10 protein-coding genes are annotated in these 17575 nt (G+C 71.8%); 8 read left to right on the top strand and 2 right to left on the bottom strand.

What is annotated here, in order from left to right; translation table 11 throughout:
* Positions 1 to 129: 129 nt before the first annotated feature.
* From dxs to ACFWYM_RS30650, 3 genes are all read left to right on the top strand, one after another.
* On the top strand, positions 130 to 2061 hold the full coding sequence (dxs, locus tag ACFWYM_RS30660; protein WP_384844516.1) for a 1-deoxy-D-xylulose-5-phosphate synthase: 1932 nt from the start codon (positions 130 to 132) through the stop codon (positions 2059 to 2061).
* 161 nt (positions 2062 to 2222) lie between these two features.
* On the top strand, positions 2223 to 3716 hold the full coding sequence (locus ACFWYM_RS30655) for an amino acid permease (protein ID WP_384844513.1): 1494 nt from the start codon (positions 2223 to 2225) through the stop codon (positions 3714 to 3716).
* A gap of 82 nt (positions 3717 to 3798) precedes the next feature.
* Positions 3799 to 5319: an ArnT family glycosyltransferase gene (locus tag ACFWYM_RS30650; protein ID WP_384844510.1), complete on the top strand. Its 1521-nt coding sequence runs from the start codon at positions 3799 to 3801 to the stop codon at positions 5317 to 5319.
* Positions 5320 to 5558: 239 nt separating this feature from the next.
* On the opposite strand, the gene ACFWYM_RS30645 is transcribed toward ACFWYM_RS30650, so the two are convergent.
* The gene (locus ACFWYM_RS30645; protein WP_384844507.1) at positions 5559 to 5972 is read right to left on the bottom strand and encodes an NTP pyrophosphohydrolase; all 414 of its coding nucleotides are present in this window, start codon (positions 5970 to 5972) and stop codon (positions 5559 to 5561) included.
* A gap of 145 nt (positions 5973 to 6117) precedes the next feature.
* Between ACFWYM_RS30645 and ACFWYM_RS30640 the strand changes: the two genes are divergently transcribed.
* Positions 6118 to 7242: a hypothetical protein gene (locus ACFWYM_RS30640; protein WP_384844504.1), complete on the top strand. Its 1125-nt coding sequence runs from the start codon at positions 6118 to 6120 to the stop codon at positions 7240 to 7242.
* Positions 7243 to 7286: 44 nt separating this feature from the next.
* On the opposite strand, the gene ACFWYM_RS30635 is transcribed toward ACFWYM_RS30640, so the two are convergent.
* A complete protein-coding gene (locus ACFWYM_RS30635) occupies positions 7287 to 8324 on the bottom strand; it encodes an LCP family protein (RefSeq protein ID WP_384844501.1) in 1038 nt (345 codons plus the stop codon).
* Positions 8325 to 8589: 265 nt separating this feature from the next.
* Between ACFWYM_RS30635 and ACFWYM_RS30630 the strand changes: the two genes are divergently transcribed.
* The 4 genes from ACFWYM_RS30630 to ACFWYM_RS30615 all read left to right on the top strand — a co-directional run bounded on the left by ACFWYM_RS30630 (position 8590) and on the right by ACFWYM_RS30615 (position 17560).
* Entirely contained in the window at positions 8590 to 10362 is a 1773-nt protein-coding gene (locus ACFWYM_RS30630; protein ID WP_384844498.1) for a stealth family protein, read from the top strand.
* Positions 10363 to 10370: 8 nt separating this feature from the next.
* Positions 10371 to 13196 carry a CDP-glycerol:glycerophosphate glycerophosphotransferase gene (locus ACFWYM_RS30625; protein WP_384844496.1) on the top strand — a complete coding sequence of 942 codons (2826 nt, stop codon included), beginning with the start codon at positions 10371 to 10373 and terminating at the stop codon, positions 13194 to 13196.
* Positions 13197 to 13206: 10 nt separating this feature from the next.
* Positions 13207 to 14742 carry a glycosyltransferase family 2 protein gene (locus ACFWYM_RS30620; RefSeq protein WP_384844493.1) on the top strand — a complete coding sequence of 512 codons (1536 nt, stop codon included), beginning with the start codon at positions 13207 to 13209 and terminating at the stop codon, positions 14740 to 14742.
* Positions 14743 to 14827: 85 nt separating this feature from the next.
* Complete coding sequence (locus ACFWYM_RS30615; protein WP_384844490.1) at positions 14828 to 17560, top strand: CDP-glycerol glycerophosphotransferase family protein; 2733 nt, start codon at positions 14828 to 14830, stop codon at positions 17558 to 17560.
* The last annotated feature ends 15 nt before the right edge of the window (positions 17561 to 17575 follow it).

Raw genomic sequence — 17575 nt, 5'->3', positions numbered from 1 at the left:
CCCGGCCCGGACGCGGCCGTCAACGGCGGAACATTAGACTCGACAGACCCGGCAATGCTCGAACAGCACGCCGCCAGTTCTCAGCGAGGCTGGCGCAGCTCTACTCAGCTCTACTGCAAGGAGGCACGGGTGCCGCTGCTGACCCGCATCACGGGACCGCGCGATCTGGACCGGTTCACCCCGGAGCAGCTGAACCAGCTGGCGGGCGAGATCCGCACCTTCCTCGTCGACGCAGTCTCCAAGACCGGCGGCCACCTCGGCCCCAACCTCGGCGTGGTCGAGCTCACCATCGCCCTGCACCGCGTCTTCGAGTCCCCCAAGGACCGGGTGCTCTGGGACACCGGCCACCAGGCGTACGTCCACAAGCTGCTCACCGGCCGCCAGGACTTCGGCAAGCTGCGCAACAAGGGCGGCATCTCCGGCTACCCCTCGCGCGCCGAGTCCGACCACGACGTGATCGAGAACTCGCACGCCTCCACCGTCCTGGGCTGGGCCGACGGCCTCGCCAAGGCCAATGAGGTGCGCCGCAAGGACGACCACGTCGTCGCCGTCATCGGCGACGGCGCGCTCACCGGCGGCATGGCCTGGGAGGCGCTGAACAACATCGCGGCCGCCAAGGACCGCCCGCTCGTCATCGTCGTCAACGACAACGAGCGCTCCTACGCCCCCACCATCGGCGGACTCGCGAACCACCTGGCGACGCTCCGCACCACGGACGGCTACGAGCGCTTCCTGGCCCGTGGCAAGGACCTCCTGGAGCGCACCCCCGTCGTCGGGAAGCCGCTCTACGAGACGCTGCACGGCGCCAAGAAGGGCCTCAAGGACTTCATCGCCCCGCAGGGCATGTTCGAGGACCTCGGCCTGAAGTACGTCGGCCCGATCGACGGCCACGACATCGAGGCCCTGGAGTCCGCGCTGCAGCGCGCCAAGCGCTTCGGCGGCCCCGTCATCGTGCACTGCCTGACCGAGAAGGGCCGCGGCTACCAGCCCGCCGAGGAGGACGAGGCCGACCACTTCCACGGCATCGGCCCCATCCACCCCGACACCGGTCTGCCGATCGCCGCGGGCGGCATGGACTGGACGTCCGTCTTCGGCGAGGAGATGGTCAAGCTCGGCCGCGAGCGCGAGGACATCGTCGCGATCACCGCCGCGATGCTGCAGCCGGTCGGCCTGAAGAAGTTCGCCGAGGAGTTCCCCGACCGGGTCTACGACGTCGGCATCGCCGAGCAGCACGGCGCGGTCAGCGCGGCCGGGCTCGCCACCGGCGGCCTGCACCCGGTCTTCGCCGTGTACGCGACGTTCCTCAACCGCGCCTTCGACCAGCTCCTGATGGACGTGGCGCTGCACAAGTGCGGCGTCACCTTCGTCCTGGACCGGGCGGGCGTCACCGGCACGGACGGCGCCTCGCACAACGGCATGTGGGACATGTCGATCCTCCAGTGCGTGCCCACGCTGCGCATCGCCGCCCCGCGCGACGCCGACCAGGTCCGCCTCCAGCTGCGCGAGGCCGTCGAGGTCGACGACGCCCCGACCGTGGTGCGCTACTCCAAGGGCGCCGTCGGCCCGGCGGTCAAGGCCGTGGGCACCGTCGGCGGCATGGACGTGCTGCGCCGGCCCGACACCACCAAGCCGGACGTCCTGCTGGTCTCCGTCGGCGCGCTCGCGCCCATGTGCCTGGAGATCGCGGACCTGCTCGACAAGCAGGGCATCTCCACGACCGTCGTCGACCCGCGCTGGGTCAAGCCGGTCGACGAGGCGATGGCGCCGCTCGCCGAGCAGCACCGCGTCGTGGTCACCGTCGAGGACAACTCCCGTGCGGGCGGCGTCGGTTCGGCCGTCGCCCAGGCCCTGCGGGACGCGGGCGTCGATGTGCCGCTGCGCGACTTCGGCATCCCGCCGCGCTTCCTCGACCACGCCTCGCGCAAGGAGGTCATGACCGAGATCGGCCTGACCGCCCCGGACATCGCGCGCCAGGTGACCGGCCTGGTCGCCAAGCTCGACGGCCGCTTCGAGCGGTCCACGGCGGCCGCCGTGGACTCGGTGGAGCCCGCCCGCGACTGAGGCCGCTCCCCGACGTCAACCCGCCTGGCCGATGGGCCGGTCCGCGCACCCTGTACGGGTGGTCGGACCGGCCCATCCGCGTGAATAGGTCCGTGCCGGGGCATGCCGGGTACTCGTCCTCTCGATCATGTCGGGGACGAACCAGCGTGGGAGGTACGCCCGTGAGCAGCACCCTCTTCCGGACGAAGAGCGTCGAGCAGTCCATCAGGGATACCGAGGAGCCGGAGCACGCGCTCAAGAAGTCGCTGTCCGCCCTCGACCTCACGGTCTTCGGCGTCGGCGTCATCATCGGCACCGGGATCTTCGTTCTGACCGGAAAGATCGCCAAGGAGTCCGCGGGCCCGGCCGTCGCGCTCTCCTTCGTCGTCGCGGGTCTCGTGTGCGCGCTCGCGGCGCTCTGCTACGCCGAGTTCGCCTCGACGGTCCCGGTGGCCGGGTCCGCGTACACGTTCTCGTACGCGTCTCTCGGTGAGTTCCCCGCCTGGATCATCGGCTGGGACCTGATCCTCGAACTCGCCCTCGGCTGCGCGGTGGTCGCGGTCGGCTGGTCCGGCTATCTGCGCTCGCTCCTGGAGACGGCGGGCTTCCACATGCCGCAGGCGCTGAGCGGCACCCACGAGGGGAAGTTCGGCTTCGACCTGCTGGCCTGTGTCCTCGTGCTGGTCCTCACCGCCATCCTCGTCGCCGGGATGAAGCTCTCCTCGCGCGTCACGAACGTCATCGTGGCCGTGAAGGTCACCGTCGTGCTGCTCGTGATCATCGTCGGCGCCCTGTACATCACCGGCTCCAACTACGACCCGTTCATCCCGCCGTCGCAGTCCGCGGGCCCCGACAGCAACACCCTGACCGCGCCGCTCGTGCAGCTCATGTTCGGCTTCACGCCCTCGCACTTCGGCGTGATGGGCATCTTCACCGCGGCGGCCGTCGTCTTCTTCGCCTTCATCGGCTTCGACATCGTCGCCACGGCGGCCGAGGAGACCCACAACCCGCAGCGCGACGTGCCGCGCGGCATCCTCGGCTCGCTCTTCGTCTGCACGGTCCTCTACGTCGCCGTCTCGCTCGTCGTGACCGGCATGCAGAAGTACAGCGAACTCTCCACGGACGCCCCGCTCGCCGATGCCTTCAAGGCCGTCGGGCACCCCTTCTGGGCGGGCCTCATCAGCTTCGGCGCGGCCGTCGGCCTCACCTCGGTCTGCATGATCCTGCTCCTCGGCCAGACCCGGGTGTTCTTCGCGATGAGCCGCGACGGGCTGCTGCCCAAGGGCTTCTCCAAGGTCCACCCCAGGTTCGGCACCCCGTACCGCTCGACGGTCCTGCTCGGCGTGATCGTGGCCGTCGTCGCGGGCTTCACCTCCATCGACGAGCTCGCCGAACTCGTCAACATCGGCACCCTGTTCGCCTTCGTCGTGGTCGCGCTCGGCGTCATCATCCTGCGCAGGAAGCGCCCCGACCTGCCGCGCTCCTTCCGCACCCCGCTGGTGCCGTACGTGCCGGTCCTCTCCGTCCTCGCCTCGCTCTGGCTGATGCTGAACCTGCCCGCCGAGACATGGATCCGGTTCGGGGTCTGGATGGCCCTCGGAGTGGTCGTCTACTTCGTGTACGGGCGTGCGCACAGCAGGCTGCAGCGCGGTGCGGCCGAGGAGTTCGCGGAGTAGCTTTCCGTAACCGGCGACTTGATCTTCCGGCCCCGTATGTCCCGCTCTGTGGGGGACTGCGGGGCCGGATAGCGTGCACGGTATGCATGCCCCGCCCACCCAGTCACCACGCTCGGTAAGCGCGACGCGGGCCCGGGACCCGTTCCGGGTGCCCGGCCCGCGTACGGAGTACGTGCCCGGTGCACCGGCCGCCTCGCACTACTGGCCGCGGCTGCTGCCGGTCCTCGCCGCGCTCGCCTGCGTGACGAGGATTCCTTCCTTCCTGCGCCCGCTGTGGAACCCCGACGAGGGCTATCTCGCCGTCCAGGCACGGATGTTGGCGGACGGCGGCGCGCTCTACGAGACGGTCGTCGACCGCAAGCCACCGCTCGTGCCCTGGCTGTACGAGGGCGCCTTCGCGCTCTTCGGGTCCGGCACCCTGCTGCCCCTGAAGGTGCTCGCGGTCGCGGCGCAGCTGCTCACCGCCGTGCTCCTCGCCGCGCTCGCCCGGCGCCGCTGGGGCGACGAAGCGGGCCGCACGGCGGGCGTCCTCCACCTCCTGGTGTCGGTGGGCCTCAACCCCGAGGACGCGCAGGCCGCCGGGTTCGAGGTGTTCATGCTGCCCTGCACGGCGGCCGCCATGTGGTGCGCGGACCGGCGCCGTTGGGGGGCGGCGGGGGCCGCGGTGGCGGGGGCGTTCCTGGCGAAGCAGACGGGGGGTGCGGTGCTGCTGCCGGTGGCGTGGCTGCTGTGGCGCGAAGGGTGCGAGGGTTCGCGCCGAACGGACCTGCTGAGGCTGGGGGTTGGGGCTGCCGGCCCGGTGCTCGCCGCCGCCGTCGCCACCGACCCGTCCGGCTTTCTCTTCTGGACGGTGACCGGGTCCGGCGCGTACGCCTCCTTCACCGGCTCCGAACTCCACGTGCTGTGGCGGGGGTTGGCCAACGCGGCGCTCCTGGGCGCGGCCTGTGCGGGGATCCTGCCGCCGGTCGTACGGGTCCTCCGGGTCGCCCGGACGGGCTCCGCGGACCTGTGGCTGTGGCTGGCCGCGTCCGCCGCCGCGGTCCTGCTCGGCTTCCACTTCTTCGGCCACTACTACCTGCAACTCATGCCGCCGCTCGCCCTGTTGGGCACGGCGGCGCTGCAGATCCTGCCGTGGGAGCGGACCGTGACGGCGGTCCTGGCGTCGGCGGTGTCGTGCGGCCTCTTCGTGGCGTGGGGGGTGCTGGCGCCCCGTCCCGAGCTCGCGCACGCGGAGCGGCTCGCGGAGGTGGTGCGGGCACGGACGGCGCCGGACGAGCGGGTGCTGTTCTGGGGGATGCACCCGGAGGCCTACTGGCTCGCGGACCGGGCGCCCGCGAGCCGCTTCCTCACGGCGGGGCTGCTCACGAACTACAGCGGGGGGCGGAACGGGCCGCAGGTGGGGGAGCGGTACGGGGTGCCGGGGGCGTGGCCGGTGTTCCGGGCGGAGCTGGCTCGGCGGGCGCCGGTGGTGATCGTCGACGATTCCCGGGGGAAGCCGTTTGCGCCGGGGCGGGTGGCGTCGTTGGGGCGGGTGCTGCGGGAGGGGTATGAGCCGGTGGGGAGGGTGGAGGGGGCGGTGATTTATGGGCGGGTGGGGTGGTGAGAGGCGGGTGCCTCCGGAGGTTCTTCCCCGATCCCGCCCCTTCCCGAATCCGCTGACGCGGCTCGTCCTCAAGCTCCGGCCCACCCGCCCATAGGGATAGCCCGTCCGGCGCTTGAGGACGAGGCCGTCCAGGCCGAAAAGGGGGTCTAGGGGCAAAGCCCCAGGACGGGTGCCCCAGGGGCGACGGAGTCGCCGTTTCGGGAAGGGGCGGGGTTGGGGAAAGAACCGCCGGAGGCCCGTCAGCCGCCGTACACCGTCCGCGGCCCCACACACTCCGCCCCCAACTCGCCCACGCGCCGCCGCAGTTCGCGATCCGCCGTCACCACGACACACGCCCGCGACACCGCCCCCGCCTCCCCGGCCAGCTCCACGATCCGGTCGTCCCCACTCCCCGGCGCCTCGTCCACCCGGACGCCGTCGACCGCCTCCACACCCCGCGCCCGCCCCTCGACGACCAGGACAATGGCCAAGGGCCCGGGGTGGCCCGCCACCCCCTCCGTGGCGTACGGCACCAGCGCGTCACGGACCCGCTCCGCAGCCGCCCGCCGGTCCCGCCACCAGCCGTCCGGGACGGAACCCATGACATTGGCGGCGTCGACGATGAGCAGAGTGGGCAGAGTGAGCGGAGCGGGTACGGAGGGCGGGGGGTTCATGGGGGCAAGCCTGGCACAGAGCCCTGGTCGGTTCCGGTTTGCGGCAAACGTAGACTAATAAGCCAAAGCAAAGCGGTCCCGTACGGAGACGAGTCCCGTACGCGCACGGACCCCGTACCCACACGAAGAAAGGGTGACGCCGAGCATGCCGCCGAGGTCCGCCCGTAAGCCCGAGCGGAGGACCCCGCCTCCCGGTCGTCCCCACACCTCCGACCGCCTCGCGACCGGCACCCCCGCCACCGGCCGCTGGCTGCTGCGCGGCAAGGACGGCAGGCTCACCGCGTACGCCCGCACCCCCGGCGGGCTGCTCCGCTGGACCGAGACGCGGATGGGCGGCCCCGACTGGAGCGGCCCCGACTTCTTCGCGGCGCCCGACATCACGTATCTCACGCTGGCCCAAGGAGCCGACGGGTACGTGCACTTCCTCGGGCGGAGGGAGCGCGTCGACGGCGACGGGGCGAAGACCGTCGACCTCGTGCACAACGTCCAGTACCAGACCGGCCGCCCCCTCATGGAATGGCGCTCGCTCGGCAACCCCCACACCAAGCGCCTGGACCGGGCGCCCTCCCTCGGCGTGCCCTGCGGCGCCGTGGACGGAGCGGGCTCCGTGCACGTCTTCGTGCGCGACGCGGTCGGCAGTGTCCGGATGCGCCGCGAGGGCAAGGGCGGCAAGTGGGAGGGGTGGACCGACCTCAAGGGCAGCCAGTGCCTCGACGGGCTCACCGCCGTGGCCACCTCGACGGGCCGCGTCGAGCTCGTCGCGCCCGCCCGCAACGGCATGCTGCGCTGGACCCAGGAGGAGCCGGGCGGCGCGTTCCGGCGTGCGGACGACATGGCCATGACCCCGGCGGCCGGGTGCGTCACCGCCCTGGAGACGGCGCCCGACCGCATCACGTACTTCGCGGGCGACATCATCGGCACCGGCGTCCTCGCCCACCGCCCCGGCGACGACGGGCCGACGGAGCTCGGCTCCACCCCCGACGACAACCCGGGCTCGGCCCTGCGTACGAAGATCGAGGGGCACGACTGCACCGTCCTCGCCCACCGCACCCTCACCGGACGCCCGGTCATCGCCGCGTACCCGACACAGGACGAGGAAGCGGGCGTGTGGTGGACCGCGACCGGTGAACCCTGCCTGGGCTCCCCGGCGTTGGCGCTCGACGGCCGCGGCCGGGTGGTGATGGCGGCGGTCGGCACGGACGGGACGCTGCGGGTGGCCCGTCAGAAGGCGGAACCCGGGCTCGCGCTCGCGGCGTGGGCCCGGGTCTGACGCCGTTCCGGCTCGGAGGGTGTGACGGACTCCCGCCGCGCCAGTTACGAACTCCCGCCGCGCGCGGGGGACTTGCGGGCCGCCGCCGGCACCGGCTGGTCCGCCCGCAGGGCGTTCCACAGCTCCGTCGCCTGCGGCTGTGCGGCCACCACGCGGTTCGGGTCCTTCTTGTCGTACTCGACCGGGAGCATCAGCGTCTGCATGGTGCTCGGGTCGAGCTTGTTGAGGCTGCGGGCGAAGTCCGCGAGGTCGGTGAGGGAGCCGAGGCCGGAGTCGGTGGTCAGCGCCTTCGTCGCGGCGTTGGCGATCTTGTAGAGCTTGGCCGGGTTGCTGAGCGTGCCCTGCTGCTTGATCTCGGAGAGCGCCGCCAGCATGAACTTCTGCTGGAGCCCGATGCGGCCGAGGTCGCTGCCGTCGCCGATGCCGTGCCGGGTGCGCACGAAGGCGAGGGACTCGGTGCCGTTCAGCTTGTGCGTGCCCGCGTCCAGATGCAGGCCGCTGTCCTTGTCGTTGATCGGCTTGTCCGTGGTGATGGTCACCCCGCCGAGCGCGTCCACCAGGTCCTTGAACCCGGCGAAGTCGATCTCCACGTAGTGGTCCATGCGGATGCCCGTCATGGACTCGACGGTCTTCACGACGCAGGCCGGACCGCCGCTGGTGTACACGGAGTTGAACATCACCCGCTGGGCCTCGGGCAGCTTCTTGCCGGAGTCCGTGGTGCACTGCGGCCGGGTCACGAGGGTGTCGCGGGGAATGCTCACCGCGGTCGCCTTGGCGCGCCCCGCGGGCAGGTGGACCACCATGGCGGTGTCCGAGCGTGCGGTGCCGCCGGTGTCGCCGCCGGCCAGGCCCTTGTTGTCGCCGGAGCGGGAGTCGGAGCCGAGGACGAGGATGTCCTGCGAGCCGTTGTCGGTGTCGGCGGGGCGGTCCTTGCCGAGCGCCGCGTCGATGTCGACGCTGCTGAGGTTGCCGTTGAGGTGCTGGTACGCGACGAAGCCGAGGCCGCCGCCTACGACGATGATTCCGGCGAGCGTCCAGCACACGACTCGGCGGATCTTCCGTCCGCGGGGTTTCCTGGCCATGGGTTTCTGTTTTCTGCTTTCCGATGTTCGTGAACCCGAAGTCTTGAGGGCTCCAGGAACGTGATCAAGGGAAGTCATACGACTCCCCGTTCAATTCGACGGCGTCGCGGCGCAATGCGTTCTGGGACGAAAGTCCCGACTATCTGTCCAAAAGTCCTCAGTGATCATGAAATTGCCGGTTTAGGCTTCTCATCGAATTCTTAAAAGCAGAGGCACGGACGGGGAAGGCAGTGCGCAGGCCGTGACGGTGACGCAGCCATCGACCATGAGCGTGGTGACCCGGGCAGAGGGTTCCCGTCTGGTCCGGACGTACCGTCGCGTCGCCCCCGTGGCGCTGCGCCGGTTCATCGCGGCGGCCGTACAGCCCGAGACCCGCAACCGCATGCTGCTGCGCATGGCCGCCGTCCGCTCCGGGGTCGGCCGCGAGGCCGCCTGCCGCGCGTTCGTGGGGCTGCGCGAGCGGCGCTGGGCCCGGGGCACCTGGACCGCGGTGCGCGCCGCCGGACAGGTCCGGGTGGCGCGCGTCGACCCGGCGGCCACGCCCCTCTCCGTACGGCAGTACAACGGCGACCTCGCCCGGCGCGCGCTCGGCGCCGCGGGCGTCGAGTTCTTCACCGTCCGCGGCTCCTCGCCGTCCCGCACCGTCCTCGGCGTCTCCGCCGAGCACCGCGGCCGGGTCCTGAAGGCCCTCGCCGAGCTGGCCCGCAAGCTGCCCGGGTACGCCCGCGTCATCGACGAACTCACCGGCGCGGCACGGCCGTTGCAGCCCCTGGCGCGCGCGGCGTCCGCCAAGCGGTTCCGGGACGCCGGGGTGGTGCGCCTCGTCTGGTACGTCACGACGAGCCGGGGCGGGCCGGTCTTCGGCGACATGTACGGCTGCGAGATCGAGTTCTGGGAGGTGCGCCGCGACGAGCTGGCCGCGCCCCGCCGCAACACCGTCACCCAGCGCCTGCCCCGCCACGACGCCACCGTCATCGTGCCCGGCGAGCTGTTCTGCCCGCTCGCCTCGGTGCACCGGCCCGTGCTGCCGCAGGAGCCGACGCGGGCCCAGTTCGCCGCGTACTTCGTCGACGACGTGCTCTTCCCCATCGACGTCGTCTACACCTGGGTCGACGGCGGCGACGCCCAGTGGCGGGCGCGCAGGGACGCGACGCTCGCACAGGTCTCGGGCGCGCGCGAGGTCAACGCGCACGCCGCCAGCGACGCCCGCTACGAGAACCGCGACGAGCTGCGCTACTCGCTGCGCTCCCTCGACCTGTACGCGCCCTGGGTGCGCCGGGTGTTCCTGGTCACCGACCGCCAGGTGCCCGACTGGCTCGACCTGTCGAACCCGCGGGTCACCGTCGTCGACCACACCGAGATCTTCGGCGACCCCGGCTGTCTGCCGACCTTCAACTCGCACGCCATCGAGAGCCAGCTGCACCGCATACCGGGCCTCAGTGAGCACTTCCTCTACATGAACGACGACGTGTTCCTGGGCGCGGCGCTGACCCCGCAGACCTTCTTCCACGCCAACGGCGTCGCCAAGTTCTTCCGCTCGCCCTCCCTCGTCGACATGGGCACCCCGAGCGTCGCGGACTCGCCGGTGGTCGCCGCGGGCAAGAACAACCGGCAGCTGATCGCCGAGTCCTTCGGCCGGGTCCTCACCCAGAAGATGAAGCACACCCCGCACCCGCTGCGCCGCAGCGTCCTGCAGGAGCTGGAGGACCGCTACCCGGGCGCGCACGCCGAGACCGCGGGCCACCGCTTCCGCCACCCTGGCGACGTCTCGGTGACCTCGTCCCTGCACCAGTACTACGGCTACTTCGCGGGCCACTGCGTCCCGGGCGAACTCGACTACGCCTACGCCGACCTGGCGCACCGCAACACCCCGCGGCGGCTCACCAGCATGCTCGCCCGCCGCGACAAGGACGTCTTCTGCCTGAACGACACCGGCACGGAGTCCGGGGCCGACCCCGCACGCCGGGAGCAGCAGACGGCGATGCTGCGGCAGTTCCTCGAGGGCTACTTCCCCGTCCCCAGCTCGTTCGAGAAGTGACACAGCCCATGTCCGTGTCCCTCTCCGCTGCCGGGTCGTCCCCTTACCGGGTGACGCTCGTCGTGCCCGTGTACGACGTCGAGCCCTACCTCCAGGAGTGCCTGGACTCCCTCGCCGCGCAGACGATGTTCGGCCGCATCCAGGTGTTCCTCGTCGACAACGGCAGCCGGGACCGCTCGTACAAGATCTGCCAGGAGTTCGCCGCGTCCCGCGCGAACGTCGAGGTCCTCTACCGGCGCGGCGGCGGCGCGGGCGCGGCGCGCAACGCGGCCCTGGAGCGGGCCACCGCCCCGTACGTGACCTTCTGCGACTCCGACGACATCCTGCCGCCGGGGGCGGTCGAGCGGATGTGGACGGCGGCCGTCGAGACGCGGGCGCAGGTCGTCGTCGGCGCCATGGAGACGTTCCCGAAGAGGACCGACTGGCCCTGGCGCGCGTACTTCGGGCACGGCGACCGCACCTTCACGGACCTCGCCGAGCTACCCGAGCTGGTGCACAGCGCGAGCGCCTGCAACAAGCTCTTCGCCCTCGACCACATCCGCGCCCACCGCATCGCCTTCGCCGAGGACACCCACTTCGAGGACGCGTACTTCGCGGTGCCCGCGCTGCTCCTCGCCGACCGCCTCACCCTCGTCGACGCCTGCGTCTACCGCTACCGCAAGCGCGCCGCCGCCGACTCCACGATGGACTCCCTGTGGACGCGCCCGCGCAACTTCCACGACCACCTGGCCCTGGAGGAGTATCTGCGGCGCATGCGGCCGCGGCTGCCCGCGCACCGGCAGGAGGTCCTCGACCGGTTCCTGGTCCGCAGCTACCAGGGCTTCGCGCTGCGCGCGCCCGGCCTCTTCGGCGAGGCGGAGCTGCGCGGGCTCTTCGCGCGCTGCCGGGCGGTGTACGCGGGCGTGGACCCGGCGACGATCGTGGCGAGCACCGCCGACAGCAGGCACCGCGTGGCCTATCTCGCCTTCCTCACCGGCGACTTCACGCTCTTCGCCGACCCGCAGGCGGCCCTGCGCGGCCCGCGCGCCGAGGACGGCCGCCTCTTCCTGGAGACCGTCCGCGAGGTGCCGGACGCGCTGCGCCCGCTCACCGAACTCTCCCCCCTGGAAGCCCACTTGGAGTGCGTACGGCGCATCAAGGGCACCGGCGACATCGAGCTCGCGGGCCGCTTCGAGCTGCCCGGCCTCCCGGTCACCGCCGAGCTGCCGGGCCGCCTGTCCCTGCGCGTACGGGGCTGCCGCCTCACCGTGCCCGCCCGGCAGGTGCGCCGCCGTGACCTCGCCGCGCGCCGGGCCGACCTGGAGTGGGCGGGCTTCACGGCACGCGTGCCCCTCGACGCGCTGCGCCCCGGCGCCCACGGCGTGCGGCTCGTGCTCGACCTCGACGGCGGCCGGGCAGACGGCGGCCAGGCAGACAACGGCCGGGCAGACGGCGGCCAGGGCGGCGCGCAGGTGAGCGCCGAGTGCCGGGTGGACGCCGGTTTCCTGCGCGGCGCCCGCGCCCTCTCCGACGGCCGCACCCGGGTCCTGCCGCACTGGCGCGGCGGCAACCGCGCGGTCCTCGTGACGGCCGCCGAGGGCACGCTGCCCCGGCGGGTGCGGTCCTGGCGCATGCTGCTCGCCAAGGACGCCAAGCAGGCCGTGCGGCGCCGCTCCTTCTGGCGGGCCCGCCTCATCCGGCTCGCCACGCTGCCGCTGTTCGCGCGCCGCGACATCTGGCTGTTCGGCGAGCGGCCCGACACCGCGCAGGACAACAGCTGGCACCTGTTCCGGCACGTCCGCGCCGTCGAGCACCGCCGGGGCGCCTACTACGTGATCCGCGCGGACAGCCCCGACCGGGCCCGCCTCAAGGGACTCGGGCACGTCGTCGCGCACAGCTCCTGGAAGCACAGGCTCCTGATGCTGCACGCCACGGTCCTCGTCAACGCGTACGACATCGACGCCTACATGCTCCCCGACGGCTGGGACCGCACCTCGTACCTGAAGCACCTCAACTGGCGGGTGGGGGCGCGGCGGGTGTTCCTGCAGCACGGGGTCACCGACAAGGACGTCAGCCGCGGCCTGCACCGCAACCGCACCGGCCTGGACCTCGTCCTCGCCGCCGGGGACCGCGAGGCCCGCTATCTCACCGAGCACCTCGACTACCAGGACGAGGTGAAGGTCCTCGGCTTCCCGCGCTTCGACGCGCTGCGCCGCGAGCGGGGCCACCGCAGCATCCTGTTCATGCCGACCTGGCGCGCCCGTCTGACCGCGCCCTCCTACCAGCGGCCCGGGGAGCGCGCCGCGTCGGCGGCGGCCGCCCGGGAGCGCTTCGCCGGCTCCACGTACCGGGAGTTCCTCACCCGCCTCCTGCACGACCCGCGGCTGCGCGCGGCGCTGCGCCTGCACGACTACGTCCTGGAGTTCCTGCCGCACTACGAGATGCGGGACACCGCCCGCGACGTGCTGCCCGCCGACGACCGCGTCGTCCTGCTCGACCAGCGCGAGACCGGCGTGCAGGACGCGCTGCGCCGCTGCGACCTGTTCGTCACCGACTGGTCGTCCACCGCCTTCGACGTCGCCTACCTCGGCACGCCCCTCGTCCACGCCCAGTTCGACCCCGACGAGTACGGGGCGGGCCACTACCCCAAGGGCTGGTTCGACGCGCGCAGGGACGGCTTCGGGCCCGTGTGCGCCACGGTCGACGAGGTGGTCGACGAGCTCGTCCGCTACCTGGAGAACGGCTGCGTACGAGAGCCCGAATACACCCGCCGCGCCAAGGAGTTCTTCGCCTACCAGGACCGCGACAACTGCTCCCGGGCAGCCGCCGCCATCGCCGAACTCGCCCACACCTGAGCCGCCCTCCATGACTGCCACGGGAAGCCATCACATGCCGCACGCCACCGCGAACGCCCCGACCGCCCCGACCGCGCCCTACGACGTCACCGTCGTCGTCCCCGTCCTCAACGTGGAGAAGTACCTCCGCGAGTGCCTCGGCTCCCTCGCCGCGCAGACGATGTTCGAGCGCACCCGGGTCGTGCTCGTCGACAACGGCAGCGCGGACCGCTCCGTCGAGATCGCCCAGGGCTTCGCCGCGCGCTACCCGAACGTCGACCTGATCTCCTGGCCGCGGGGCCGCGCGGGCGGCGCGCGCAACGCGGGCATGGACCTGGCCGACACCCGCCACATCGCCTTCTGGGACGCCGACGACGTGGCCCCCGCGGGCGCCCTCGAACTCCTGTGGAGCGAGCTGGTGAAGACCGGCGCCACGGTCGCCGTCGGCCGGGCCGAGCGGTTCCCGCAGGCGGCGTCCTGGGCCTGGCAGAAGAGCTTCGGCACCGGCAACAAGGTCGTCACCAACGTCGCCGACGTGCCCGACCTCATCCACTCGGCGGCCTGCTGGAACAAGATGTTCGACCTGGAGTTCCTGCGCTCCTGCTCGATCCGCTTCGCCGAGGACGTGCACTTCGAGGACGCCTTCGTGGCGCTGCCCGCGCTGCTGTTCTCGCGCCGCATCGCGCTCGTCGACGCCCTCGTCTACGAGTACCGGATGCGCGGCGACGGCACCTCGGTCACCGACACCCAGTGGCAGCACCCGCAGAACTACTGGGACCACCTCCTGCTCGTCGAGCAACTCGCCGCGCTGCGCCCGCAGTTGTCCCCGTACCACCAGGAGACCCTGGACCGCTGGCTGGTCGCCGCCATGCAGGGCTTCCTGCTGCGCGCCCCGCGGGTCCTGGACGAGGAGGCGCTGCGCGTCTACTTCGAGCGGAGCCGCGCCGTCTACCGGGGCATCACCCCCGAGCAGCTCGCCCGCGCCACCCACAACACCCGCCACCGCCTGCCCTACCTCGCCCTGTGCGCGGGCGACTTCGAGCTGTTCGCCCGCCCCGAGAACGCGGTCCGCGGCGTCTTCGGGCGCCAGAGCGACCTGTACCTGGAGTACGGGGCGGGGGCGTGGTCGCTGCCCCTGACGAAGGTCAGCGGGGTGCTCGCCCGCGTCGAGCGGCTCACCCCGGTGCCGGGCGGCGTCGAGGTGCGCGGCACCGTCGACATCAGCGGGCTGCCCCAGGCCCGGCTCGACTCCGTCGCCCTGAAGCTGTGGCCGGAGCGGAGCGGAAGGACCTTCGACGCCCACAACCTCGGCCGCCCCGAGGGGCTCGCCGCCGGGCACACGGCGGTGGCGTTCTCGGCGGTGGTGGACCTGGACGGGGTGCGGGAGGGGGAGTTCCCGCTGCGGCTGGTCGTGTGCACCGAGGGCCGGGACGTCTCCCGGCCGTGCACCGTCGCCGCCGGGGCGGACCGGGACGGCCCCGTGACCGCGGGCGGCAGGCAGGTCCGGGTCCGCGCGGAAGGACAGCACGCCGTCCTCGCCGCGGCGGGCGCCTTCGCCGCCGTATGACATCCGTGACATCAGCGAGATCCGTGAATTCCCTCCAGAAATGGAGCAGTCAGCAGGATTCAGAGAACAGAAGCAGGAGCCGAGAATGTACGAGCCGGTCTACGACGTCGCGATAGTCGTCCCCATCTTCAACGTCGAGGAGTACTTGCAGGAGAGCCTCGAATCGCTCGCCGCCCAGACGATGTTCGACCGCTGCCAGGTCATCCTCGTCGACAACGGCAGCAGCGACAGCTCCCCGCAGATCGCCGCGGCCTTCGCCGAGCGGCACCTCAACGTATGGGCGTACACCTACCCGTACGGGAAGGCGGGCGGCGCCCGGAACGCGGGCATGGACGTGGCCAGCGCCCATTACATCGCCTTCTGCGACTCCGACGACATCCTGCCGGACACGGCCATCGAGACGCTGTGGCGCACGGCCGCCAAGGAGCGGGCGCCGCTCACCATCGGCCGGATGGAGACGTTTCCCGCGCCGACCGAGTGGCCCTGGCTCAAGTACTTCGGCAGCGCCCCCCAGGTGTACCCGGGCATTGAGAACATCCCGGACATGATCTACGCGGCGGGCCCCGCCCACAAGCTGTTCGATCTCGACTTCATCCGGCGCAACAACCTGCGCTTCCAGGAAGGCGTGCACTTCGAGGACGCCTTCTTCGTCGTGCCGTCGATGCTGCTCGCCGACCGGATCGCCGTGGTGCCCGAGACCGTCTACCAGTACCGGAAGCGGGCCACCGGCGACTCCACCATGGACCACCTGTGGGACCGCAAGGAGAACTACTGGGACCACCTCGCCCTGGAGGAGCACGTCCTTGCCCTGCGGCCCCGGCTCTCCGGGCACCGCCAGGAGGTCGCGGACCGCTTCCTCGTCCGCACCTACCAGGGCTTCGCGCTGCGCGCCCCCGACGTCATGACCGACGACGAGCTGTGGCAGCTGTTCGAGCGGTGCCGGAACATCTACGCCCGCATGACACCCGACACGATCATGCGTTCCACCATCGACACCCGCCACCGCGTCCCCTTTCTCGCCCTGTACCTGAACTCCTTCGAACTCTTCGCCCGCCCGGGAGAGGTGGTCCGCGGCGTGTACGGGCGCGGCACCGACCTGTACCTGGACGTCCCGGTCCCGGGTGAGCTGCTGCCGCTCGCCAAGGTCACGGCCGCGCATGTGCACTTGGAGCGGGTGCGGGCCGTGAAGGCGGCCGGCGGCCTCGTGGTCTCCGGCCGGTTCGCGGTCAACGGGCTGCCGCTGAACCGTCCGCTGCACAACCAGCTCAAGCTGTGGATCGAGAACAGCGGCCGCACCGTCCCCGCCCGGGTGATGCGCCGCGGCGATCTGCTGGCCACCCGCGAGGACCTGGAGTGGGGCGGCTTCGAAGCGGTCGTCCCCGTCGGCGAGTTCAAGGACGGGGAGTTCCCGCTCAAGCTCGTCTTCTGCACACAGGGCCGTGACGTCTCCCGGCCGTGCATGACGACCACGGCGCTGCTGCGGGGCGCCCGAAGCACCCGGGTGGCCGACCGCCGGGTGCTGCCCGTGGTCCGGGGCAAGAACCACGCGGCGCTCGTCGTCCGCGACGCCACCACCCCCGCCAGCCGCAAGGCATGGCGCTCCCTGATCCGCTCCATGGACCGCGACCAGCGCAAGCGCAGGGCCCCGTTCTGGCGCGCCCGCCTCATCCGGCTCGCGACCCGGCCGCTGTTCGCGCGCCGCGAGGTCTGGCTCTTCGGCGAGCGCAAGGACACCGCGCAGGACAACGGCTGGCACCTGTTCCGCTACGCCCGCCAGGTCGAGAAGCGCCGCGGCGCGTACTACGTCATCGACAAGGACAGCCCCGACCGCACCAAGCTGAAGAAGCTCGGCCACGTCGTCGCGCACAGCTCCTGGAAGCACAAGCTCCTGATGCTGCACGCGAGCGTGCTCATCAACGCGTACGACATCGACGCCTACATGATCCCCGACGACTGGGACCGCACCTCCTACCTGCGGCACCTGAGCTGGCGGGTCGGCGCCCGCCGCGTCTTCCTCCAGCACGGCGTGCTCAACGAGGACGCCAGCAAGGGCCTGCACCGCAACCGCACCGGCGTCGACCTCGCCCTGGCCAGCAGCGTCGAAGAGGGCCGCTTCTTCGCCGAGTACATGGACTACAGGGACCAGGTGCAGGTCCTCGGCCTGCCCCGCTTCGACGCGCTCCAGCCCGACCGGGGCCACCGCAGGATCCTGTTCATGCCGACCTGGCGCAGCTACCTCGCGGCACCCTCGTACGTGAAGGACGGCGACGAGGACGCGGCGCGTGCCCGCTTCGAGGCGTCGCACTACCGGGAGTTCCTGGTGGGCCTGCTGCACGACCCGAGGCTGCACGCGGCCCTGGAGCGGCACGACTACGTCTTCGAGTTCCTGCCGCACTACGAGATGCGGAACATGGTCGACGGCGTGCTGCCCGAGCAGGGCCGGGTGCGCCGCCTGGACCAGCGCGAGACGGGCGTCCAGGACGCGCTGCGCGGCTGTGACTTGTTCATCACGGACTGGTCGTCGGTGATGTTCGACGTGGCGTACCTCGGAACGCCGCTCGTGCACGCCCAGTTCGACCCCGACCAGTACTGGGGCGAGCACTCCCGCAGGAGCTGGTTCGACGCGGAGCGCGACGGGTTCGGGCCGGTGTGCGGGAGCGTCGACGAGGTGATCGACCAGGTGATCCGCTACCTGGAGTCCGGCTGTGTCCGGGAGCCCGAGTACACCCGCCGCGCCCAGAAGGTCTTCGCCTACCAGGACCGCGGCAACTGCGCCCGCGCCAGCCGGGCCATCGCCCAGCTGACCCGGGCCGCGTGACGGGGGTGCCGCGGC

The sequence above is a fragment of the Streptomyces sp. NPDC059009 genome (genome assembly GCF_042740175.1).
GTDB lineage: Bacteria > Actinomycetota > Actinomycetes > Streptomycetales > Streptomycetaceae > Streptomyces.
Note: the sequence above shows the minus strand (reverse complement) of the source record. Positions and strands in the feature narration are given on the sequence as shown.